At 64.0% G+C, this 22,972-nt stretch carries 24 protein-coding genes; 16 read left to right on the forward strand and 8 right to left on the reverse strand.

The annotated features are described in order from the left end of the window. Genes G6N35_RS12115 through G6N35_RS12125 form a run of 3 tightly spaced genes read right to left on the reverse strand, consistent with a single transcriptional unit; the run spans position 1 to position 1,870 of the window. Positions 1 to 426 (reverse strand): Zn-ribbon domain-containing OB-fold protein, encoded by a 426-nt coding sequence (locus G6N35_RS12115; protein ID WP_163804472.1) that lies wholly within the window; start codon positions 424 to 426, stop codon positions 1 to 3. Between the two features lie 14 nt (positions 427 to 440). Continuing rightward, on the reverse strand, positions 441 to 1,589 hold the full coding sequence (locus tag G6N35_RS12120) for a thiolase family protein (protein ID WP_163804473.1): 1,149 nt from the start codon (positions 1,587 to 1,589) through the stop codon (positions 441 to 443). Beyond that, the gene (locus tag G6N35_RS12125; protein WP_179967349.1) at positions 1,589 to 1,870 is read right to left on the reverse strand and encodes a hypothetical protein; all 282 of its coding nucleotides are present in this window, start codon (positions 1,868 to 1,870) and stop codon (positions 1,589 to 1,591) included. Before G6N35_RS12125 ends, G6N35_RS12120 begins: the two co-directional genes overlap by 1 nt. Positions 1,871 to 2,116: 246 nt before the next feature. Here G6N35_RS12125 and G6N35_RS12130 point away from each other — a divergent pair, with 246 nt between their 5' ends. From G6N35_RS12130 to G6N35_RS12155, 6 genes are read left to right on the forward strand one after another with little or no spacing between them, the layout of a single operon-like run. Then, on the forward strand, positions 2,117 to 2,998 hold the full coding sequence (locus G6N35_RS12130; protein WP_163804474.1) for an alpha/beta fold hydrolase: 882 nt from the start codon (positions 2,117 to 2,119) through the stop codon (positions 2,996 to 2,998). Next, complete coding sequence (gene hpaH, locus G6N35_RS12135) at positions 2,995 to 3,819, forward strand: 2-oxo-hept-4-ene-1,7-dioate hydratase (RefSeq protein WP_163804475.1); 825 nt, start codon at positions 2,995 to 2,997, stop codon at positions 3,817 to 3,819. The genes G6N35_RS12130 and hpaH overlap by 4 nt, the downstream gene beginning before the upstream one ends. Continuing rightward, positions 3,819 to 4,583: an aldolase/citrate lyase family protein gene (locus tag G6N35_RS12140; protein WP_163807633.1), complete on the forward strand. Its 765-nt coding sequence runs from the start codon at positions 3,819 to 3,821 to the stop codon at positions 4,581 to 4,583. Before hpaH ends, G6N35_RS12140 begins: the two co-directional genes overlap by 1 nt. Then, complete coding sequence (locus tag G6N35_RS12145) at positions 4,580 to 5,728, forward strand: acetyl-CoA acetyltransferase (protein WP_163804476.1); 1,149 nt, start codon at positions 4,580 to 4,582, stop codon at positions 5,726 to 5,728. Before G6N35_RS12140 ends, G6N35_RS12145 begins: the two co-directional genes overlap by 4 nt. Further along, the gene (locus G6N35_RS12150; RefSeq protein ID WP_163804477.1) at positions 5,729 to 7,195 is read left to right on the forward strand and encodes a class I adenylate-forming enzyme family protein; all 1,467 of its coding nucleotides are present in this window, start codon (positions 5,729 to 5,731) and stop codon (positions 7,193 to 7,195) included. Between the two features lie 13 nt (positions 7,196 to 7,208). Further along, entirely contained in the window at positions 7,209 to 8,072 is an 864-nt protein-coding gene (locus G6N35_RS12155; protein WP_163804478.1) for a 3-carboxyethylcatechol 2,3-dioxygenase, read from the forward strand. A gap of 17 nt (positions 8,073 to 8,089) precedes the next feature. On the opposite strand, the gene G6N35_RS12160 is transcribed toward G6N35_RS12155, so the two are convergent. The 3 genes from G6N35_RS12160 to G6N35_RS12170 are packed head-to-tail and all read right to left on the reverse strand — an operon-like array spanning position 8,090 to position 10,410. Then, the gene (locus tag G6N35_RS12160; RefSeq protein WP_163804479.1) at positions 8,090 to 9,496 is read right to left on the reverse strand and encodes a TetR/AcrR family transcriptional regulator; all 1,407 of its coding nucleotides are present in this window, start codon (positions 9,494 to 9,496) and stop codon (positions 8,090 to 8,092) included. An 18-nt stretch (positions 9,497 to 9,514) separates the two neighbouring features. Further along, positions 9,515 to 9,976, reverse strand: coding sequence for a MaoC/PaaZ C-terminal domain-containing protein (locus tag G6N35_RS12165; protein ID WP_163804480.1), 462 nt, complete (start codon positions 9,974 to 9,976; stop codon positions 9,515 to 9,517). Beyond that, positions 9,973 to 10,410 carry an FAS1-like dehydratase domain-containing protein gene (locus tag G6N35_RS12170; RefSeq protein ID WP_163804481.1) on the reverse strand — a complete coding sequence of 146 codons (438 nt, stop codon included), beginning with the start codon at positions 10,408 to 10,410 and terminating at the stop codon, positions 9,973 to 9,975. Before G6N35_RS12170 ends, G6N35_RS12165 begins: the two co-directional genes overlap by 4 nt. Positions 10,411 to 10,598: 188 nt before the next feature. Between G6N35_RS12170 and G6N35_RS12175 the strand changes: the two genes are divergently transcribed. The 10 genes from G6N35_RS12175 (at position 10,599) to G6N35_RS12220 (ending at position 20,874) form a co-directional block, all read left to right on the forward strand. Further along, positions 10,599 to 11,741: an NDMA-dependent alcohol dehydrogenase gene (locus G6N35_RS12175; protein ID WP_163804482.1), complete on the forward strand. Its 1,143-nt coding sequence runs from the start codon at positions 10,599 to 10,601 to the stop codon at positions 11,739 to 11,741. Next, on the forward strand, positions 11,738 to 12,532 hold the full coding sequence (locus G6N35_RS12180; protein ID WP_163804483.1) for an enoyl-CoA hydratase/isomerase family protein: 795 nt from the start codon (positions 11,738 to 11,740) through the stop codon (positions 12,530 to 12,532). Before G6N35_RS12175 ends, G6N35_RS12180 begins: the two co-directional genes overlap by 4 nt. 3 nt (positions 12,533 to 12,535) lie before the next feature. Next, entirely contained in the window at positions 12,536 to 12,961 is a 426-nt protein-coding gene (locus G6N35_RS12185) for a Zn-ribbon domain-containing OB-fold protein (protein ID WP_163804484.1), read from the forward strand. Further along, positions 12,958 to 13,881: an SDR family NAD(P)-dependent oxidoreductase gene (locus G6N35_RS12190; protein ID WP_163804485.1), complete on the forward strand. Its 924-nt coding sequence runs from the start codon at positions 12,958 to 12,960 to the stop codon at positions 13,879 to 13,881. The genes G6N35_RS12185 and G6N35_RS12190 overlap by 4 nt, the downstream gene beginning before the upstream one ends. 20 nt (positions 13,882 to 13,901) lie before the next feature. Further along, entirely contained in the window at positions 13,902 to 14,696 is a 795-nt protein-coding gene (locus G6N35_RS12195; RefSeq protein ID WP_163804486.1) for an SDR family NAD(P)-dependent oxidoreductase, read from the forward strand. A gap of 271 nt (positions 14,697 to 14,967) precedes the next feature. Next, on the forward strand, positions 14,968 to 16,413 hold the full coding sequence (locus tag G6N35_RS12200; RefSeq protein ID WP_246224290.1) for an aldehyde dehydrogenase family protein: 1,446 nt from the start codon (positions 14,968 to 14,970) through the stop codon (positions 16,411 to 16,413). A 6-nt stretch (positions 16,414 to 16,419) separates the two neighbouring features. Continuing rightward, complete coding sequence (locus G6N35_RS12205) at positions 16,420 to 17,694, forward strand: cytochrome P450 (RefSeq protein ID WP_163804487.1); 1,275 nt, start codon at positions 16,420 to 16,422, stop codon at positions 17,692 to 17,694. Between the two features lie 54 nt (positions 17,695 to 17,748). Beyond that, positions 17,749 to 19,341 (forward strand): FAD-dependent oxidoreductase, encoded by a 1,593-nt coding sequence (locus G6N35_RS12210; RefSeq protein WP_163804488.1) that lies wholly within the window; start codon positions 17,749 to 17,751, stop codon positions 19,339 to 19,341. Positions 19,342 to 19,503: 162 nt separating this feature from the next. Next, positions 19,504 to 20,652, forward strand: coding sequence for an amidohydrolase family protein (locus G6N35_RS12215; RefSeq protein ID WP_163807635.1), 1,149 nt, complete (start codon positions 19,504 to 19,506; stop codon positions 20,650 to 20,652). A gap of 6 nt (positions 20,653 to 20,658) precedes the next feature. Continuing rightward, positions 20,659 to 20,874 (forward strand): hypothetical protein, encoded by a 216-nt coding sequence (locus G6N35_RS12220; RefSeq protein ID WP_163804489.1) that lies wholly within the window; start codon positions 20,659 to 20,661, stop codon positions 20,872 to 20,874. 75 nt (positions 20,875 to 20,949) lie between these two features. On the opposite strand, the gene G6N35_RS12225 is transcribed toward G6N35_RS12220, so the two are convergent. Both G6N35_RS12225 and G6N35_RS12230 read right to left on the reverse strand, forming a co-directional pair. Further along, positions 20,950 to 21,642, reverse strand: coding sequence for a hypothetical protein (locus tag G6N35_RS12225; protein WP_163804490.1), 693 nt, complete (start codon positions 21,640 to 21,642; stop codon positions 20,950 to 20,952). Continuing rightward, entirely contained in the window at positions 21,639 to 22,940 is a 1,302-nt protein-coding gene (locus G6N35_RS12230) for a phenylacetate--CoA ligase family protein (protein ID WP_197748422.1), read from the reverse strand. The genes G6N35_RS12225 and G6N35_RS12230 overlap by 4 nt, the downstream gene beginning before the upstream one ends. Positions 22,941 to 22,972 lie beyond the last annotated feature (32 nt).

Genomic DNA, 22,972 nt, shown 5'->3' on the forward strand with positions numbered 1-22,972 from the left:
CTAATCCTCCGAACTTTGAACTGCAGGAATGTGGGCGTCACCAAGCGTGCGGAAGGCGATGTGCACGCTGGTGCCGATCGGGGGTACGGACGCTGAGGATGACGTTGTCGTCATCACCAGGCGGTGTCCGCTGTCCAGCTCGACGTCGATGACGGGGTAGGGCATTTCGGCACGAACCAGCCCCGGCTCCCGCCGGTGGACGGTGGTCCACGAGTGCACAACACCCCGGAGTTCGACGCTGGTCCATTCGCGCCCGAAGGCGCCACAGCCGTCGCAGACGGTCTGCTCGAGTTCAAGTGGCAGCCGGCATCGGCTGCAGAATGGCAACACCAGCTCACCACGCCGGGCCGCCTCATACAGCGGTTGCAGCGGATCGAGATCGCCGCCGGGGGCAAGCTGGCTGTTCAGCAACCAGTCCTCGGTCATACTGCGAATATCGGTCACGCTGCACGTTCCAGAATCAGCGCTGCATGGTGATCGAGGCGGCCGCCAACCCCGCCGACCAGAGCGGTTACCGCATCTTCGACCTGTCGTGCGCCACCGGACCCACGGAGCTGAATGACGGCTTCGGCCAGCGGGGTCATGCCCTGCAGATAAAAGCCCGCCAGCTGGCCACCGCCGGTGTTGGTCGGTAGCGCTCCACCCGGACCGATCTCGCCGGCGGCGACGAACTCACCAACTGGCACCGAGTCGGTGAGCCGGTATTCGTCAAGAAGCATCAGCGTCACAACCGAGAACGGGTCGTAGAGTTCGACGACGTCGAGGTCGGCCCGCTGGATTCCGGCCTCGTGCAGGGCATCGTCGAGCGCGCGCCGCCCGCCGCCGAACCACGACTCGGCGCCGGCGCGCCTGCGACGCACCGGGTGATAGCGACCCGCGCCGCGTACCCGTAGCCGAGTCAGGCCCAATCCGGGATCACCAGTCAGGACAATGGCAACTGCCCCGTTGACCGGTCGCGCACAGTCGACGCGCCGCAGCGGTTCGGCGATCATCGGACTGGCAAGGTACTTCTCGCGGTCCATCGGCTCACGATCGACCGCGTGCGGATTACCCGACGCCCATCGGCGTGCGGTCATCGCCACCGTTGCGATGGCCTCAGGATCAGTACCCGACACGTGCAACCACCGCTGTGCCATCAAGGCATAGGTCGGTACCGACCCCAGCAGACCAGAAGCCCGTTCGAACCCGCGTAGACCTGACTTTCCGCCACTGTGGGCATACAACGAACCTGCGCCCTTGCCATCCACCAGGGGTGCGTCAGCGAAGACGCACATCACCGTCGAGGCCTCACCGGTGGAGATGGCATGCCGCGCGCGCTGAATCATCGCGATTGCGGTTGTGCCCTTGATCTCGACGTGCTCCAGCAGACGAAGGTCACCGAACCCGCCCTGCCCGGCAAGCGCGACCCCCAGCCGCTCCGGCCGAACCCCCTGCGACGACCCCACCAGCAGGCCGTCGATGTCCGACCGCGTGCAGCCCGCATCGGCCAATGCGGCACCAATGGCACGGCAGGCGAGAACCACCGCGGAGTCGCCACCCCGCAGCGACATCTCGGTCATCCCGAGACCGACCAGATCGGTGCTTCTCATCAGTGGGCCGGCCCATGATCGGAGCGGTAGGGGCCCACCCGGAGCCAGCCGTCACGATCCTCCTGGGTCGCCTCGGTCAGGCTCACCAACTCCAAGGGGCACAAGTAGATGTGCGAATCGCTTTCGAGATCCTGGATCAACAGCCGGGGCCCGTTGCCCTCCAGGTCGAGGATCAACCGTACCGAGGCGAACTCGTTCAGCAGGTCTGCGAGGCGCCGCTGACCACCGTGCCCGTGCCGGGCCGACGGGGTGTCTGCTGTCCCGTGATCCTGGATTGCCATGGAGACCGTGGCTTTCTGTCGCGCCGATGTATTCGAGCTTCGCCGATGAAGCGGCTCCACTCACTACTATCGCATACGACTGTCAGAATCAACTATCATTCAGTCGGCCCTGCACTTCACTCGACAGGCGACTTTTGCGCGTGATCCTTGATTGAAAGGGGCGCTTACCGGCAGGATTGGACCGGCTTCTACAGTAGACAGGTTCGTTAGAAACGACACGCATGATGCGGAGCGGAAGGCGACTCGATGATTGATACCGAGAACTATCGGAGCATCTGGATGTACCTGAAGGAGGTCGCATTCCGGCAGGGATTCGTCGACCTCCCGGTCAACGGCGCGTCGGTGCGCACCCGGTACGCCGACGCCGGAGATCCGGATGCTCCCCCCGTCATCCTGTTGCACGGAACCGGCGGCCACTGGGAGACGTTCGCCGCCAACCTCGGGGTGCTCTCGAAGTCCTTCCGCTGTCTGGCGGTCGACATGGTCGGCAACGGATTCTCCGACAAGCCGGACTTCGACTACGAGATTCCCATCTACGTCGAGCATGTCCTGAACCTGATGGAGCACTTCGGTGTGGCGAAGGCCCACTTCGTCGGGATGTCCCTCGGCGCCTGGGTTACCGCACGCATCGCCGCCGACCACCCGGAACGCGTTGACCGGGTGATTCTGATGTCCCCCGCGGGCAAGGAAGCTGCCGCAGCGAACATGGCCCGGATCCGCGCAGAGCGCACCAAGGCTGTCAACGACCCCACCTGGGAGTCACTGCATGCGGTCTTCGCCCATCTCATCGCCGACGAAGCCAATCGACTGCCCGACCTCATCGGCTTGCGGCGCTCGATCTACGAGCGCGCCGACACCCGGGAAACCATCGACCACCTGCTCATCCTGCAGGACCCCGACGCGCGGGACCGCAACCTCATTCCCGAGTCTCAGTGGACGAGCATCAAAGCCCCGGTGATGGTGGTGACCTCCGGCCGCGACCATGGCGTCTACCAAGACACAGCCACCACCATCGCCGGGCTCATCCCGAACGCGGAGACCTTCGAAATGCCCGATGTCCGCCACTGGCCGCACTTCGAGGATCCGGCGGCATTCAATGTCGCTGCCGTGGAGTTCCTCAACCGATGAGCCGGCCACGTGGTCGCGACATAGCGCTGCTTGCTCAGCGTCTCCATTCCGCGGAGCGGAGTCGTACGCCGATCCGGCAACTCTCGCTGGACTACCCTGAGATGACGGTTGACGACGCCTATGCGGTGCAGCGAGAACTGGTTGCCCTCAAGATCGCCGACGGCCGGGTGGCAAAGGGCCACAAGATCGGCCTCACGTCAAAAGTCATGCAGCGCGCCGTATCGATCGACGAGCCGGATTACGGCGTGCTGTTCGACGACATGTTCTTCGATGCCGGCGGACACGTTCCCGTCGACCGGTTCATCCGCCCGAGGATCGAAGTCGAGCTCGCCTTCATCCTGGGCGAGCCGATCACCGGTCCCGATACGACCGTGTTCGACGTGTTGCGGGCAACGGAGTACGTCGTCCCGGCCCTGGAGATCCTTGACGCACGGGTGCAGATGTCGGATCCCGAGACGGGGCACCTGCGCACGATCGTCGACACGATTGCTGACAACGCCGCGAATGCCGGACTCGTACTGGGCGGACGGGTGGTCCGTCCGATGGACGTCGACCTGCGCTGGGTGGCAGCGCTGCTGATGCGAAACGGGACGGTCGAAGAGTCCGGTGTTGCCGCCGCGGTGCTCAACCACCCCGCCAACGGGGTGGCATGGCTGGCCAATCGGCTTGCGCCGCATGGCGATACGCTGAGTCAGGGTGAGGTCATCCTGTCCGGGTCGTTCACCAAGCCGGTTTTCGCCGAGCCGGGCGATACCTTCGTTGCCGACTACGGCTCATTGGGAACCGTGTCGGTGACCTTCGATCGGGAGCCCGAGCGGTGATCAACACCTGGGTCAGCCGAATCACCTCCGGACTGCCGCAGTACGGGCTGTGGGCGGCCTCCGGCAGCAGCTACATCACCGAAATCTGCGCCGGCTCAGGGGCCGACTGGTTACTGGTGGACCAGGAACACGTACCCAACGACGTGCGCAGTGTCTTGAGCCAGCTCCAGACGCTGGCCGCCTACCCCGACGTGGAAGTGGTCGTCCGGCCGCCGGCCGGCGACGCGGTGTACATCAAGCAGTTGCTCGACATCGGTGTGCAGAATCTGATCATCCCGATGGTCGACACCCCGGAGCAAGCCGCACACGTGGTCGCGGCAACACGCTATCCGCCTCGCGGTATCCGCGGCGTCGGTAGCGCGCTGGCGCGGGCATCCCGCTGGAATCGCGTTCCCGACTATCTGGCGACGGCGGACGACGGTCTTTCGGTAACAGTGCAGGTGGAATCCGTTGAGGGCCTGGCGAATCTCAGCCAGATCGCGTCGGTCGACGGAGTGGACGCAGTGTTCATCGGCCCCGCCGACCTCGCCGCCTCGTTGGGGCGACTCGGCCAGCCCGAGCACGCCGACGTGGTGAACCGCATCGAAGGGGCACTCGCAGAGATCGTCGCGCAGGGCAAGCCGGCAGGTGTGAACGCGTTCAACCGGCAAATCGCCGAACGGTACCTCGCCGCAGGTGCGACCTTCGTGCTGGTAGGTGCGGATGTCGCCCTGGTGGCTCGCGGCGCCGAAGCAGTTGTCTCGCAATACAAGGGAGCCCAATGACCTCCATCGCAATCGCCGGCGCGGCGCTCTCCGACGTCGGCAAGGTCGACGACAAGAGCCCCTATCAGTTGATCGCGCAGGCGAGCCGGCGTGCACTGGCCCAGGCGGGCCTCACCTTCGCCGATGTCGACGGGCTAGCCTCAACCGGCCAAGGCACCCTGCCGCCGGTCGATGTCGGGGAATACCTGGGCATTCGACCCAAGTGGGTCGACTCGACCGCCGTCGGCGGCGCCACCTGGGAGGTGATGGCGTCCCACGCAGTCGACGCGATCGCCGCCGGCCACGCCGAGGTGGTCCTGCTCACCTACGGCTCGACCGCAAGGGCGGACCTTCGCAAGGGCCTCCGGTCCGCGGGTATCAACTGGGGTGCACGTGGTCCACTGCAATGGGAGGCGCCCTACGGGCACACGCTGATCTCGAAGTACGCGATGGCCGCCCGACGACACATGCACGAGTACGGCACGACGATCGAACAACTCGCCGAAGTTGCCGTGTCGGCACGATTCAATGCTGCCGACAACCCGGAGGCCTACTACCGGGATCCGATCACCATCGGCGACGTCCTTTCGGGACCGATGATCGCCGACCCGTTCACCAAGCTGCACTGCTGTATTCGCAGCGACGGTGGGGCCGCGGTCGTACTGGTGCGAGGTGACCGAGCCAAGGATCTTCCCTCCGATCCGGTGTGGGTTCTCGGCTCGGCCGAGGCCACTTCGCACATGTTGACTTCACAGTGGGAGGACATGACAGTGGGCCCCGCCGCGGTCAGCGGCCCATTGGCGTTCCAGCGAGCCGGGATTCAGCCCGCCGATGTCGACGTCGCCGAGATCTACGACGCGTTCACCTACATGCTGCTGGTGACGCTCGAGGATCTGGGCTTCTGCGCGAAGGGTGAAGGGGGTCCCTTTGTGGCGGAGGGCTCCTTGCGCCTCGGTGGGCGCCTCCCGACCAACACCGACGGAGGTGGGCTGTCGGCATGCCATCCCGGCCAGCGAGGCCTGTTCCTGTTGGTGGAGGCTTGCCGACAGCTGCGCGGTGAAGCCGGCCCTCGCCAGGTTCCTGGCGCCAAGATCGCCTGCGTGAGCGGAACCGGCGGCTGGTTCTGCTCCAGCGGCACCGTCATCCTCGGAGCAGAGGAGCCCTGAATGACCGTGCTGCCGGATACCTTCGCCAACACCCGGATGGCGTTGCAGGCGGCCGCACACCACCACGGTGATCGCGAAGCCTACGTAGAGCCGGACGCACGAATGACGTTCGTGCAGTGGGTGAGTCGAGCGGAGTCAGCTGCAGCCGAGTTCGCCCGACTCGGCGTCCAAAAGGGTGACATCGTCCTGCTGTGGCTTCCGTCGGGCATCGACTACGCGGTCTGTTATGCCGGAGCCGCGATGATCGGCGCAGTGACGGCAGGTCTCAATCCCCGACTCGGCCCTACCGAGATCAAAGCCGTCATCGATCAAGCGAACCCCGCACTGATAGTCGCTGACGAGCAGCTGGCTGCGATCACGGCCGGGGATACCGCAGTGGTATCCCGGTCATCGCTGCACGAACTCTATCGGACCAAGCGCCAGGCGCCCATGGTTGACGTCGGCCGCACTGACCCGGTCGCGGTGTTGTTCAGCAGCGGGACAACGGGAGTCCCCAAGGGTGCGGTCTTCGATGCCGACAATCTGGCCGCCGGCGCACATGCCGCCGGTGTGATGAGCGCTCCCTACGACCGTCGACTGACATCCACACCGTTCGCGCACGCCGGCTACATGTTCAAGCTTTGGGACCAACTGCTCTGGGGTACCACGCTGGTGGTCCCGCCTGCCCCCTGGTCAGCAGAAGGCATGGCGAAAGTCCTCGTCGAGGAGCGCATCACCGTCGCCGGCGCGGTGCCGACTCAGTGGGCCAAGCTGCTCGAGGTCGACGGGATAGACCGCAACGCGTTGAAAGATCTGCGCCTCGGAGTGGTCGCCAGTGCGCCGGCTGCACCGGAACTCGTCGCGAATGTGGCCGACCGGATCGGCGTCCCGCTGGTGGTGCGTTATGCCATGACCGAGTGCCCGACGATCAGTGGCACTGAACCGGGTGACCCGCCAGAAGTGCAATTCCACACCGTCGGCAGGCCTGCGCCGGGCATGCAGGTGCGCGTCCGCGACGGCATCGTCGAGGTGAGTGGGCCCTGCGTCATGCGCGGGTATTGGCAACGTCCCGAACTCACCGCTTCCGTCCTGCAGAACGGGTGGCTGCGCACCGGCGACATAGGCGGGATCCGCGACGACGGCAACGTGGTCATCACCGGCCGCAGCGACGACACCTACATCCGTGGTGGGTTCAATGTCCAACCCGCCGAGGTGGAACAGGTGTTGTTGGCGCATCCCGGCGTCACCGACGCCGTTGTGGTCGGCCACCGAACTCCGGTGATCGGCGAGATCGGTGTTGCGTTCGTGGCCGCGGGCGCGACACCGCCGTCGCTGGCGGAACTGCGCGCCTGGGTATCGGCACGGCTGAGCGACTACAAAGCTCCCGACCGACTGGTCGTTGTCGACGAGATTCCCCGAACGGCCCTACTCAAGCCGGACCGCAAGGAACTGCGCCGGCGACTGTCCGCAGAACTCGCAACCGATTAGCAACGGAGTCGAAATGACGTCAATCCCCAACCGTCTCGTGGTGTGCGCCAGTCACAGCCCGGGCAAGGAACGAGATGTGACTGAGCAGTTCGGTACCGAATTCCGATCAGGATTGCGCAGCGCGGCTGCCATCGTCGAGGAGTTCGACCCCGAACTGGTGGTTCTTTTCGGTGGCGATCACCGTCGCGCATTCCGCCATGTCGTGCCCACATTCGGGGTGGCTCTGTCCGCATCGATCACCGAACACGGCTCTCGCCCCACCGGCGACGTGACCGTCCCCGGTGGCCAGTCCCGTTCCCTGGCCGAGTATCTCCTCGCCCGGGATTTCGACATTGCGGTCTGCCGGGATATCGGACTGGATCATGCATTCGCCCAGCCGCTGTACGACCTGCTGGGTGGCATCGACATCAAGCCGGTGATCCCCATTGCGGTCAACTGCGCGACAGCTCCCCTGCCCACGGCGGCACGAGTCGCCCAATTCGGTTCAGCTGTCGGCGGGTATCTCGACACCCTCGATGAGAGAGTCCTGGTCATCGGAACGGGGGGGCTGTCCCACTCGCCCCCGAGTTTGGAGGTGGACGCCTACGAGATCAGCGACGACGTGCGCGCGCGGCTCATTTCGGAGGGAATGGCCGAGGCCCGCACGAAGATCCGGCCCGACTGGGATCGGCAGGTGCTTGCGGCGTTCGCCGATGCCGATCAGCCGGCATTACTGAAGCTGGTAGACAATGCGCATGCAGCCGCCGGCGCTGGGGCCAATGAAGTGCGAACCTGGCTGGCAGCAGCAGCCGCTGGAGGTAGCCATCCACTGCATCCGGTTGTCTACCAACCTGTTCCAGAATGGATCACCGGCATGGCGGTGGCCGTCTCACACTGAGATCGACGATGGGCCGATCAGCCGTCGAGTTTGCCCGATGGCGAATCGGTAGACTCGACTGCGGGCCCGCTCTGTTCGGACATCGCCATCGTGGACCCGTAGAAGCCGCGCTCGATGCACACCGTGATCAGCTCGGCGAACCACTTTCGGTGAACGGGCGCACCCCAACCAGGACCCACATGGGGCAGATACGTCACGAGCGCACGCACGATCAGCGCACAAATCGTCGGGTCGATCGGATAGCGGAGTGGCCGTCGACTCAGCATGGCGGAAATGGCACCGTCGATCAGCGCCAGCGAATCCGCGCCATAGGCCAGCACGGGCTCGTTATCAGTGGTCGCATCCTCCCAGGCGTCGATACATCCCGAGTACAGATCTGTGAACTCGATGTAGCGCAAGAGGCATTCCTGCAATTCGGCGTTTGAGTCGCAGGGGTCGACATCGGTAATCTGCTCGGCCAGATGACTTGCCGCAAGGTGCGTTTGGGCGGTAGCGGCGGCCAACAAGTCCGCCTTGTCACTGAAGTACTTGTAGAAGGTACCGCGGGCGACTCCGGCCGCTTCGATGATGTCGTCGACGCTGGTACGCCGGTAACCTCTGGCACGGAATTGGTTGAGGCCCGAGGCGATGAGTGTTTCGACGGTCTTGACGGCTCGCTTGCTCAAGCCTTCGACACGGTCGTCGAACGAGGCCAGCTGCTGACTGGGCGACGAGCGTTTGGGAGCGCGGTGGGAATCGGCGCTCGCCTCAACACTCGGAGTAATGCCGATACTCGCCAGCGCCTCGTGCGGTGTCTCCGGAAATAGGAACAGCTGCAGGAAGACAGTCAGAGCATCGATGGCAGGCGTCGCTTCGCGTCCGTAGGCGAATTGGCTGTGCATCAGCAGGTTGAGGCGGTGCACCAGCACGGTCATCACCACTGCGGCGACCAGGGGGGTCACGCCCTCGATCCCCGAACTCACCAGCCGCTCCGCGATCCGGTCGTGGTAGCTACGCAACCGCTCCTGGAACCGGTGCCGGGCTCGGACGTCAGCGGCGGCGATCGCGGTCCACTGGAAGAAGAGCGTCTCGTACTTCTCGAACACCCACCGCCACTCGCCCAGCCACCAATTGAGATTGTCCACCCCGACTGCATCAGAACCGAGAGGACCGATTCTGCGCACCACCCGCATCATCGCGTTTCCGCAGTCATCGAGCAGCTCGAGGAATATCTCGTCCTTGCCAGAGAAATACTGGTAGAGCGTCGCCCGCGAGATGTCGGCGGCCTTGGCGATCGCATCGACCGAGGTGTCGAAGTACCCCAGTTCGCCGAAAAGCCTCAGCGAGACGTCGGTGATCCGCTGGCGTGTGTGCACACCACGGGCACCGACGTCCGGACTGGACGGCCCGTAGCTCGCCCGGCGGGTAATGGGTGGATCTGTCATGACCAGATCAACCTAGCGCTAGACGGTCGTCGTCGTGCTCTGCCGCCCCGATGACGCGTCGATGCCGACGATGTGGAAATCTGCCTCCGCGGTAACAGCAACCCCGCCGGTTTGGCGTGTTCCGACCAGTTCGACCGTCACCAGTTGCCCATCGTCTTGTTGTTGAACAGAGACGACGTGCCCTGTGCAGTTCAGCACGTCGTCGGGCCAGACCTGCTCGCGGAATCGCACACTGAACCGGCGGAGCCTTTCCGCGCCGAGCCAATCAGTGGCGAACGTCGACAACAGCGCGGCGCTGAGCATGCCCTGCCCGAAGACCGACGGATATCCAGCGGACCTGGCGAGTTCGTCGTCGTAGTGCATCGGATTGAGATCGCCTGACGCCCCTGCGTAGCGGACGAACATCTGCCGCGTCATCGGGCCGAATGCCCTCCCGGCGGCCTCGTCACCGACCTTCACATGGTTCACCATGCCGGTCATGCGGGCTTGGCCGTTTCGATGAAGGTTGCCCGCGCCTCGGCCGCCAAGTCCCCGTCTGGCCGGCGATACTCGGTCACCACGACGGCGAACCGCATCACCCCGCCCCGACGACCCGGCTTCTCATACCGCTCAGCGATTCGCTCCCGCGCGATGAGCACATCTCCGGCCGACGGTATCGAGCCGTGAAAGATGTACTCCTGGCCGCCATGCAGCAGCCGTTTCCGATCGAACCCGACGTTGACCCGTGCGCCCGGCGGCGCCCAGCGCGCAGCGGTGGTGAGAAAGGTGGCTGGTGCGACGGGTTGTTGCCCGCCGTACGCCGCGTTGTCGGACTGCGCCGCGGCGGCGAACTCCGCGATCTTGCCCCGCTCGACCACCAGTTCCCACGGTTCTCCCATGGCGCCGACAGGCGCCGGCTCAGCTTCTGCCATCATGTAACCAATAATGTCAGATATCGGACGGCATTCAAGTACCCACCCTCTTAGTACGCAGGTAGGAGGCATTGTTTTCTGTCGACACTGCTGCCAGAATCGACAGACGACGCACGTGAGCGAACCGGTCCATGACCGATGTCGACATCTTCCGCACCACCTGGTCGGAATCATCACCGAGGAAGCACAAAATGCAAACACAGGCCGCCGTGTTGTGGGAACGCAACAGCCCCTGGTCAATCGAGACAGTGGAACTCGACGCACCAAAACCACCCGAGGTTCTCGTCGAGTTGTACGCCTCCGGCATCTGCCACTCCGATGACCACGTTGTCACCGGCGACATGCCGATGCGATTGCCCTGCATCGGCGGACATGAGGGCGCAGGAGTGGTGAAGGCCGTCGGGGACCACGTCTCGTGGCTGCAGCCGGGAGACCACGTGGTGTTCAGCTTCGTTCCGTCATGCGGACGCTGCCCGTCGTGTTCCACCGGTCACCAGAGCCTGTGCGACCTCGGAGCGAAGATCTACGCCGGCATGCAGATCACTGACGGCACGTCACGGCATCACATCGGCGACCACGACCTATCGCTGGCCTGCTCAGTGGGGTCGTTTGCACACCACACCGTGGTACACGAAGCCAGCTGCGTGAAGATCGACAAGACCTATCCGCTGGATCGGGCCTGCCTGCTGGGATGCGGTTTCATCACCGGTTGGGGCTCAGCGGTTTACGCCGCCGACATCCGGCCGGGCCACACCGTGGTCGTCGCCGGATTCGGCGGGATCGGGGGGGCTGCCGTGCAGGGCGCCCGGCTCGCCGGCGCTCGCACGATCACGGTCATCGAACCGTCCGAGGAGAAGCGCGCGGCAGCCGTCAAGCTGGGCGCCACCCATACGGCGGCAGACTGGAGTGAGGCCAAAACCGTTGTCGCGGAGGCTACCTGGGACCGTGGCGCGGATCGCTTCATCTGCGCCATGGGCGTTGGAGAGGGCAGGCTCATCGCGGACGCACTCGCGATGACAGCCAAGCGCGGCAGGCTCGTCGTCACCAACATCCATCCGATGCTCGAGCGTGAGATCCGGGCGAATCTCATGGATCTGACCCTCACCGAGAAGCAGATTGTCGGTTCGCTGTACGGTTCAGGCAACCCGCGGGCCGACATTCCCAAGGTCCTGGAGCTGTCCAGCTCCGGCCAGGTCGACCTCGACGCCATGGTGACCCGCACCTACCCGCTCGAGAAGGTCAATGACGGCTTCGCTGATCTACGGGCTGGAGCCAACATTCGCGGAGTGCTGCTCTACCCGCCGGCCGCCGACTCCACGGCAGGCGTGCGATGAACGCTGTCGTGCACGGTGTCAGCGGCGGGGTCATGACCATCACCCTCGACCGTCCCGATGCGGCCAACGCGCTGCGGCCTGCGGACCGGGACGAATTGATCGCATTGTTCACCGCCGCGCACAACGACGATGAAGTACGTGTCGTCGTCTTGCGGGCCAACGGCAAGCACTTCTGTGCGGGCGCCGATGTAGCCTCGTTGGCAGATCGACGGCAGCGGGTCGAGAAAAGAGTTCTCGACCCGATGCGCAGGATCATGAGTGGCGCACAGCAACTGGTTGCCAGTGTCCTGGACTGCTCCAAGCCGGTGATCGTCGTTGTCCAGGGTGCCGCCACCGGCATCGGAGCACACCTCGCCTATGCCGCCGATCTGGTGATCGCTACCGACAACGCTTATTTTGCCGAGTCTTTCATCAAACGCGGGCTGGTCGTCGACGGCGGGGGCTGCTACTTGTTGCCGCGACGTATCGGCGTGCAAAAGGCCAAGGAGATGATGTTCTTCGGCGCGAAGCTGTCCGCTCAGGAAGCCCTCACGCTCGGCTTGGCCAACAGGGTCGTGAGCGCCGACGAACTCGACGAAGCCGTCCACACCTTCGCCGATGAGCTAGCCTGCGCACCAACGAGCGCGATCTCGCTCATCAAGCGCCTACTCAACGATTCCCTGGACACCGACCGAAACGGCGCGTTCGTCACCGAAGCGATGGCGCAAGAGATCCAGTCCTATTCACACGACTCCGGCGAGGGTGTTCGCGCTTTCGTCGAGAAGCGACCGACGAATTTTGCGGGTCACTGAAACATGAAACGTACTGACATCCCGGTCATCGATGCCGACAGCGCCCCGTACTGGGAGGGCGCCCGCAACGGCCAGCTGTTGATCGCCCAATGCGGTGACTGCGACGCTGTCCATCACTACCCTCGCCCCTTCTGTCCGCACTGCTCGGGTGAAGCGATCCGCCCGGTCGCCGCCAGCGGAACCGGCACCCTCTACACCTACTCGACGGTGTACGCCAACGATCTCGCGCCATTCGCCGAGCGGTTGCCCTATTCGGTGGGCATCGTCGAACTCGCCGAGGGTCCACGACTGATGACATTGATCGAAGGCACCCCGGCAGCCGAGCTGTACGTCGGCATGCCAGTCCATGCTGTCTTCCGCCCGGTCGACGAGACGGACTCGCACAGCCCCTACCTGACTGTATTCACCCCACTCAAGGAGATTTCATGACTGGACTACTCACCGGCAAGGTCGCCATGGTCACGGGTGCCGGCCACGGCATCGGCCGAGGCCACGCGCTCGAACTGGCCAAGCACGGGGCCACGGTGATCGTCAACGACCTGGGCACCAGCCTGTCCGGTGAGGGTTCGGGCAAGGTGGCCGACGAGGTAGTGCAGATCATCGAAAGCCGTGGCGGAAGGGCAGTCTCAGACTTCACCGACGTCGGTGACGAGGCTCAGGTCGAGCAGGCGGTCGAGCGGGCCTACTCGGAGCTGGGGCGCTTGGACATCGTCGTGAACAACGCGGGCATCGTCCGCGACCGGGCCATCTGGAATATGTCAGCCGATGATTTCGACCTAGTGATGCGCGTGCACGTGCGAGGCAGCTGGCTGACCTCACGCGCGGTCGCCCGAAAATGGAGAGCGGAATCCAAAGCGGCCGACGCCAAGGTTTTCGGCAGGATCATCAACACGACTTCCGGTGCCGGATTGCACGGTCATTTCGGCCAGACGAACTACAGCGCCGCCAAGGCTGCCATCGTTGGGCTGACTCTCACCCTCAGCCTCGAACTCGCGTCCATCGGGGCAACGGTGAACGCCATCAGCCCGGGTGGACGAACGCGGATGTCGGCATCCATGCCGGGCGCGGCCGCACCGATCGAGCCGGATGAACGCGGCGACGATGAATTCGATCCGAAGGATCCCTCCCTGGGTTCACCGGTGGTGGCCTGGCTGGCAAGCGAGGAGTCCGGCTACATCAGCGGACAGATCATCCGTGCACTCGGTGAAGATCTCCAGCTGCTCAAGGGCTGGCATGCCGCCGCGTCGGTGTCGAATCACCAGAAGCGTTGGGAAGCAGAACGGTTGGGTGGAATCTTTGCCACCGAGCTGTTCGGCTCACGCAACACAGGTTTGCGTCTGGGCGGCTGAGTGGACAGCAGAACGACACGATGAACACGACGACTGGAGAGGTTTCCGCAATGGACAGATTGAAGGGCCAGGTGGCTATCGTCACCGGAGCTGGACAAGGCATCGGGCGGGGTATCGCGCTGGTACTTGCAAGAGAAGGGGCTGCCGTCTCGTTGCCGAGCCGTACCTACAGCCGGGTGGAGAGCGTGGCCGAAGAGATCACCTCCGCGGGCGGAACAGCTTTGCCCATTGCCTGCGATGTGTCCGACTTCGACCAACTGAAGTCCGCGATCGATCGAACGGCCGAGGAGCTTGGCGCACCAACTATTTTGGTCAACAACGCCCAGGGAGGTGCTAGCGGTGGCGTTCCCGTCTCGTTGGAGGACACCACCGTCGAAATGCTGCACAGCGTCCTCGATGGCGGTCTGATCCCCACCTTCAATGCGATGAAGTTGTGCCTGCCCTATATGAAGGAGACCGGCGGCACCATCGTCAACATGGCTTCGTCGACTGGTGTCGACGGTGATCCGGGCTTCTCCGCATATGGTTCCAACAAAGAAGCCATCCGCGGCCTGACCAAACATGCGGCGCGGGAATGGGGCAAGTACGACATCACCGTCAACGTCCTTTGTCCTGCCGCGTTGACGGAGAACATTTCCGAGTACGTCGAGCAGCATCCTCGGTGGTATGAGGCCATCGTCAAGAAGGTTCCACTGGGCCGCCTCGGCGATTCGGCCGTCGATATCGCTCCCGTCGTCGTGTCCTTGGCGACCGATCTCCGTTACGTCACCGGCGCGACACTGATGGTCGACGGCGGTCGCACGATGTTGCGGTGACGCATCCGCCACCGGGCTTCCCGGAACTGCGCCGCCCTTCCCGGTACTAAACAATAATGTCAGACGCAGAGCGCAATCCGCTGCACAGCCCGCGCTGCGCCGCTGCGCACCTAACACGGAACATCCGGCATATCAGCATGATATGCCGGATGTTCTTGCATCAAGCCAGCGCAGACGGTGTTGCGCGGATGTGTACTAGAGTGTCAGAATATGATGACCCCGGGCACATCGCGGGTGATCAATTCCGGCCTAGGATCGGAGCGGCAGCGCAGTGCGCAATTACGAGACGTTCTTCATAGACGGGGCCCAACAGCAGGCCCGCGGCGATCGGATGATCGACGTGTACTCGCCGGCCACCGAAACCGTGGTCGGCCGCGTTCCCGATGCTTCCGCCGCTGACGTCGATGCAGCTGTCGGTGCCGCTCGAGCTGCTCTGGACCGTGGCGACTGGGCATCGACCACGCCCGAGCAGCGTGGCTCCATCGTCAAGTCCCTGGCCAACAGCCTCGCATCTCGCGCGGCCGAGTTGACCGCGGTGGTATCGGAGGAGACCGGAGCACCGACAACGTGGGCCGCTAGCGCTCAGATCGGCTCGGCGATAGCCGTTTTGAAAGTCAACGCCAGGCTCGCGGCGACGTATCCGTGGACGGAGGTCCGGCCCTCGGTCATGGGGGGATCGGTACAGGTCCGCCGGATGCCGGTCGGCGTGGTCGCAGCCATCGTTCCGTGGAATGCTCCGCTGTTCACCGCAGCCCTCAAGCTGGCACCGGCTCTGCTTGCCGGCTGCTCGGTCGTCCTGAAATCCTCTCTGGAGGCACCACTTACGCTTCAGCTGCTCGGTGAGGCCGCCACCGAGGCAGGAGTTCCCCGTGGAGTCCTCAACGTCCTACCCGCTGACAGTGAGGCGAGTGCACACCTGGTGGCACACCCCTTGGTCGACAAAGTCAGCTTCACCGGCTCGACAGCCGTCGGACGCAAGATCGCCGAGGTCTGCGGACGCGATCTGCGACGCTGCACCCTCGAACTCGGTGGCAAGTCGGCCGCGATCGTCACCGGTGATGTGGAACTTGACGACAAGCTCGTCAAGAACCTCGTCGACGGTGCGATCGCGGGCAGCGGCCAGGTCTGCATGGCTACCTCCCGCATCCTCGTCCCTCGACGGCGCCTGCGCGAGTTCGCCGACCGCATCGGTAATGCATTCTCCCGGCTCGTCGTCGGCGACCCTCGCGACCCGGCCACCGAGATCGGGCCGGTCATCTCGGCACAGTCGCTGTCCCGGATTGAGGGACTCATCGACGAGACACGCGGCAAGGCCGAACTCGTGGTCGGCGGCCACCGACCGGCAGGACTGAGCACCGGCCATTATCTGGCACCCACCCTGTTCGCCGATGTCGATCCGGCTCTGCTGATTGCCCGCCAAGAGATTTTCGGGCCGGTCGCACTGCTCATCCCCTACGACACCGACACCGACGCCGTCCGCATTGCCAACGACACCGAGTACGGCCTGGCAGGAACCGTGTGGTCCGCCGATCAGTCCCGCGCAGAGCAGTTGGCCAGCCAAATCATTGCCGGCTCGGTAGCGGTGAATTCCGCCAACCCGCTGGATATTTCAGCTCCGTTCGGCGGCTTTCGCTCCTCCGGATATGGCCGTGAGGGCGGCCACGAAGGCATCACGGAGTTCCTGTCCTATCAATCCATCATCACACCGGGAGTCTGAGGCGAAATGGCGAAGACGACAGATCACGACGTGGCCGAGCTCGACAACCTGGACTGGTGGACCGGACCGGTTGGCCCTCGCGACGCGACGTTCGCATGGCTACGCGCCAACGAGCCGCGCCCGTTCGTGGCCGAGCGGGACACCCTCGGGCAACCACGAGGTGGCGGATTCTGGGCGCTGACCCGCTACGACGACATCAGGGAAGTGAGCCGTCGGTCAGAGGACTTCTGTTCTGCCAAGGGCGCACTGATCTTCGATCAGACGCCGGCGATGCTGGAGTACCGGGGTTCGGTGATGACCGCGGATGCCCCTGAACACACCCGGCTGCGGAAGATCATCTCGCGGGGGTTCACTCCTCGTGCACTCGAGCGGGTTCGCAGCGATGTCGAACGGCAATGCCACAACATCCTCGCCGAGATCGCTGAGAAGGGCGAGTGCGACTTCGTCAGCGAGGTCGCCGCTCGCCTGCCGATCCGCATCGTCAACCACATGCTGGGCGTGCCGGAAGGCCACGAGAACCGCATCTTCGAACTCACCAACGTCATCATGGGTGTGAGCGATCCCGAGTACGTGCCCGATCAGCGACCGAAAGCGGTGGGCGCGGCGATCTTCGCGGCAAGTAACGAGCTCGTCGAGCTGCTCGCCGATCTCGCCACCGACCGGATCAAGTCGCCGCGCGACGACGTCATTTCGGCACTTGTCGCGGCCCACAACGAAGACAATCTCACCGCCCAGGAACTCGGAGCGTTCTTCATCCTGCTCGTCACCGCGGGCAACGAGACCACCCGCAATGCGATCGCGCACGGTCTCCATGGCCTGACGCTCTTTCCTGACCAGCACGAAAAGTGGCGATCAGATCCGGAGGTCCACACCAAGGGCGCCGTGGAAGAGATCGTGCGCTGGGCCTCTCCGGTGCTCTACATGCGCCGCACCGTGACACGCGACGGCGTCCGACTCGGTGATCAGGAATTCAACGAGGGTGACAAGCTGGTCCTCTGGTATCGCTCCGGCAATCAGGACGAGGACTACTACGCCGACGGCACCAAGCTCGACATCTCCCGACGGCCGAACAGTCACCTCGGCTTCGGTAGTGCGGGTGCGCACTTCTGCCTCGGCGCCAACCTTGCGCGCCTGGAGATCTCGGTCTTCTTCGAGACGCTGTTCCAGCTGCTACCCGACCTTCACTCCGTCGGCGAGCCGGACCTGTTGCGTACCAACTTCGTTCACGGGGTCAAGCACCTCCGAGCCGAGTTCACGCCTCGGCGAATCGACCCCATCTAAGGTTCCGCCTCCCCCCGCGGGCGGGCGGACAGGATCGGCTGAGGAGAGCTGACCGTGGCCTATGTCATCACCCAGAATTGCTGCAAGGACGCCAGTTGCGTACCGGTCTGTCCCGTGGATTGCATCCGTCCGGTGACACCACCGGATGGTTTCACCACCACCGAGATGCTCTATATCGATCCTGAAGCGTGCATTGATTGCGGCGCCTGCCAGGAGGAGTGTCCGGTCGATGCCATCTACTACGAGGATGAGTTGCCGGCGGACCTCGAGCCGTTCCGCGACCTCAACGCCCGCTACTTCGCGCAGCAGCCAACGGAACCCGCCGCGATACCCGAGCAGCCCAGGCACACCGACCTAAGCCCGAGCACGCTACGAGTTGCCGTCGTCGGCGCCGGGCCGGCAGGCTGCTATGCCGCGGCCGAGTTGTTGGCGGTGGCCGGCGTGGACATCGACGTCTATGAACGCCTGCCAACTCCGTATGGTCTGGTGCGCGCCGGCGTCGCCCCCGACCACCAGCACACCAAGGCGATCACCAAACTCTTCGACCAGGCATTCCGCAACAAGAGACTGACATGTCACTTCAACGTGGAGATCGGCCGCGACCTCAGCCACGAGGAGCTGGCGGCGCATCATCACGCCGTCATATACGCCATCGGTGCATCGCAGGGACGCCTGTTGGGCATCCCCGGCGAGCAGCTCAACGGGTGCCACAGCGCCGCCGAATTCGTCGGCTGGTACAACGGGCATCCCGACCATGCCGCGCGAGAGTTCACCCTGTCCGGCGAACGGGCTGTGATCATCGGCAACGGCAACGTCGCCCTGGATATCGCCCGAGTTCTGCTCACCCCCGTGGAGAACCTACGGACGACCGATATCACCGAGAACGCCCTGAACGCCCTGGCGCAGAGCGCTATTCGTGAAGTGGTCATCGTCGCGCGCCGCGATGCCCGCAACGCGGCATTCTCGGTTGGCGAGTTCCTGGCGCTAGGTTCGCTCCCCGGTGTCGATGTGGTCATCGAGAACGGCAACCTCGAGCCCCACGCCGGGGACGACGTGGAGACCGCCGTGAAACTCGAGATCGCCCGAGAGTACGCGCAACAGCCTCAGACTCCGGGGCACAAGCGGATCGTGTTCAGGTTCCTGGCACCGCCTGCCGAGATCATCGGCGAGTCATGCGTCGAAGGCCTTCGCGTTGGACCAGATGATGACGTTATCGCGACATCATTGGTGCTGCGGTCGACCGGTTACCGCGGGAGTCCGGTGGACGGCCTGTCCTTCGATCAGGTATCGGGCACCATCCCGAACGATCGTGGCCGAGTCGTCGATGCGGACGGGCGGCCACAAGCGGGGCTCTACACCACCGGTTGGATCAAGCGCGGACCCAGCGGAGTCATCGGCACCAACCGTGCCTGCGCCGAGCAGACAGTTGCCCGAATGTGGGAAGACTTCGACAACGGCGATCTCAGCGGACCCTTACCGGCGCGTGGAGAAGTCGATCGCCTGCTTGGCGAACGCGGTGTGACACCCCTTGAATGGCACGACTGGGGCACCATCGATGCGGCCGAACGTGAGCGTGGGGCCGAGGCGGCCAGACCTCGACTCAAGTTCGTCTCCATTGCCGAGATGGTCGCAACGGCGCGCAGCTAGGACCTCACACATTGAGTACGAATTCCACGCGAGCGGTTTACTTGACACTGTACAGTTGGGGGGTGCACACTGACCGATACCGACCATTAGCGGGTAGTGGTCACCGACGCGTGTGGGCGGACAAGCACGTCTTTGTCCGATGAGAGACGACTGGAGGACAGAATGCAGAAACTATGGGCCAATTCAGGTGATTCGCACTTCATCGAACCGGAGAATCTCTGGCGCGACAGCCTGCCACCGGCCTTGGCGGAGCGCGTACCTCGCTCGGTCAAAGACCCTGACGGTGAATGGGAAACCGTCCACGTCGATGGAATGGCGTTCCGGCGCAAGCTACCCACGGGCGCGGCGCAGGAGTTCATGCGCAAGACCGTGGACCATGCCGGTTCATTCAACGTCGAGGCTCGCCTGAAGGACCTCGACAACGAGGGCGTCTGGGGGGAGGTCGTCTATCCGTCGCTCGGGATGTGGTGTGCATCGTTCCGCACTCCAGAGGTCCTGCGCGAAGCCGTGCGGGTGAGTAATGACTGGGCCTACGAGACGCTGGAGAAGGCAAATCCCCGGCTGGTCACAACGGGCCAGGTCTCCACGCTCGATATCAACGACGCGGTCACCGAATTGGAGCGCATCGCCGAGATGGGGTACCGCGCGGTGTTCCTGCCCACGCTTCCCCATCCCCAGCAGAAGGACTACAACTACGACGACTGGGAGCCCTTCTGGGCGGCATGCGAGGCCGCCAACATCGTCGTCGCCTTTCACATCGGCAGCGAACCGGTCGATCTCTCGGACAAGACCCGTACCCCGGGTATGAAATTCCGTGGGCCCGGCGGTGCGATTCTGAACTACACCGAGACCTCCTACGAGGGCCAGCGGGCCGTCACCAAGATGGTGTCGTCGGGTGCGTTGGATCGTCACCCGAACCTGAAGGTACTGGTTTCAGAGGGCGGCGCCACCTGGGTGCCATTCGTCGTGGACCGGATGGAAGAGGCCTATCGGCAGCACGCGATGGCGGTTCGGCCGAAGCTGAAGCGGTCTATCCGTGAGACCGTCTACTCGCAGGTATACGCCTCGTTCCAGCACGACAAGAGCGCGGTTGCTGCCGCTACCTACCTCGGCTACAACAATGTCTTGTGGGGCAGCGACTATCCGCACATGGAGGGCACCTTCGGACATACCCAGGAGACGCTGCACGAGCTGTTCGACGATGCTGATCCGAAGGTCGCCGAACGGGTCATGCACGGCGCGTTCTACGAGCTCTTCCCGCAGGTTCCGCCGATCCCGCAGGAGCCGACTCTCCAGCCCGCCGGCCAGTAGACCCCGATGAGTGACATCCTGCACGACTCTCCCCGGGAGTTCCTGTCCGACGCGGCATCCGGTGGCAGATGTGATGCCCAGTCGGTGGTACCGCTGGGCGACGGCAGCTACGCATGCGGGTGCTGTTGTCAAAACTGGTATGCGTCAGCGTCCAGCATCGAGGACGGATTGGAACTGGCTCGCGAGCACGTCCGGCAGACGTCGCGGCAGAAGAGTTCCTGACTAGGAGGGGCGCGCCTGTACAGCAAAGAGCCCGCCTGGCCATCGGCCAGGCGGGCTCTTTGCTGTTTCTATCCGTTATCCGTTGCCGGTCAACAGGATCCGCGCGCCTTCGGCCGACATCACGACGCTTCCGGTGATCCCGGTGGGCTGGCGGACGAATTTGGTGGCACGAGGGCCGACTGTGGACACCACGAGCTGACCATCGATCGACTCGACGATCCATTCACTCTCGTTGTATCGGAGCCCGCCACCCGGCGCCGACACTGCGAGCACCGGCCCAATCTGACGATAGGAGTCGGCCTCGACGCCGAGCTCTTGCAGCGGCCCGACAGCTTCCTGACGCGCTAGGATTTTCCTGACCGAGCTCAGGCGTTCCGCGGCATCTGTCATCTGCGAGATTCCGTCGATGGTCTCCGCCGACAACCCGATGATGAGGACGGTATTCAGCCGCCGGATGTACATCTCGCTGCGACGAGCGTCCCAACCCCATGACTCACCATTGGAATGCACCGCACCGATGAGGCGGGCGCCATCCCGAAATGCGTCCAACCACGGTGACTCTGAAGGCCTCGACGTGATGAGGATGTGTTCACCGGCGCAGACGCCATACTGACGCATCAGACTGGCGGCCCATTGTGAATCTCGCTCCAGGTCGGCCTCACCGACGGTGAAGTCCACGGCTTCGCCGTCGACGTGGAACCGACCGATCCAGGCGATACCGGGACGCTCGAGTTTGGCTGCACGGGCAATGCTGGACTGCTGGGTCATGACTTTGCGATCCTCGGAATCTTGGCGGCTGATGACGTTCGGGCGGCGAGCTCACGCTCCTCGACCAACTCCAGAGTCGGTGTTACTTCGATCGCCTCAAACACTGCGGCAGACAAGCGCTCCCGCAGTTCGTCGGCGCTTGCCGTCTGCTCCGAAGCGTATCCCACACGTAGATGAAGGACGTCAACCTCACGGTGCGGCCGGACGATCTGGAATAGTGCGGACCGGGTCTCGTCGAACTGCTCGATGACGGCCCATACTTCCAACGGCATGACTGAGCGGCCTTGCACGATGGTCTCGTCGCCGGCACGTCCCAGCGGCCACATCCGGGCATGGGTACGACCGCAGCCACACGCCTGACGACTCACCCGCACCAGGTCTTCCGCCCGGAAACGGATCAGCGGTGCGATGTTGTTGTCCAGGTCGGTCGTCACCAGTTCGCCGACGTCACCCTCGGCGACCGGTTCTGGGCCCAGCGGGTTCAGATCCTCGACGAAGACGGTGTCCTCGTACAAGTGATAGCCGTCGTGCTGCTTACACTCCCACGCAGTACCGGTGTCACCGGCGCTCGTCCACAACACCAGCTCGGTGTCCCAATCCTCACGGATGGTGCGTTGCATGCGCGACCCCATCGGTTCACCGGCAAAGGTCATGAACTTCAACGGCGCCAACGCTTCCCGCATGTCACGCTGGTGGCTGATGCGTTCGAGCTCAGAGAGCAGCGGGCCCAGTACGTGGACTTGGCGCACGTCGTACTGCGTGATCGCATCGAGTACTGCGTTCCACTCACCGAACCAGCTGTCCAGCGCGATCGGAATCACGCCCAGCAGTCGATGCTCATGGCCGGATGCACCTCGGAACGTCGCGCTACCGGTGATGGCATGGTCTCCCGGGCGAAGGCCGTGCTCCCACATCGCACGCAACCAGCCGACCATCAACGGCATCCATTGATCGAACTTCTCGCTGAAGAATGTCGGATCACCGGTGGTTCCCGAACTTGACCCGATTGCCGTCAGCTCTCCTGGGTCCACGCAGAGCAGACCGCCGTACGAGTCGCCGTGGCGCTCGCGGAAGTCGCGCACCATGTCCTTGTTGATGAACGGGATTCGTTCCTTGAAGTCAGCGATCGACTTGATGTCAGAAGGCTTGACGCCCGCTTCATCCCATACTTCACGATAGAAAGCGGACCGCTCGTATGCGTAGGGAACCAGCTCGAGGATGCGTTCTTCCTGGAGCCTCTCCAGCTCCGGGCGAGGCATCGCCTCGATTTCGGGTTCGAAGAGATCTTCTGTACTCAATTGCTCCTGCCTGGGTCGTCGGGATGTTGTGA

Source organism: Mycolicibacterium anyangense (genome assembly GCF_010731855.1).
GTDB lineage: Bacteria > Actinomycetota > Actinomycetes > Mycobacteriales > Mycobacteriaceae > Mycobacterium > Mycobacterium anyangense.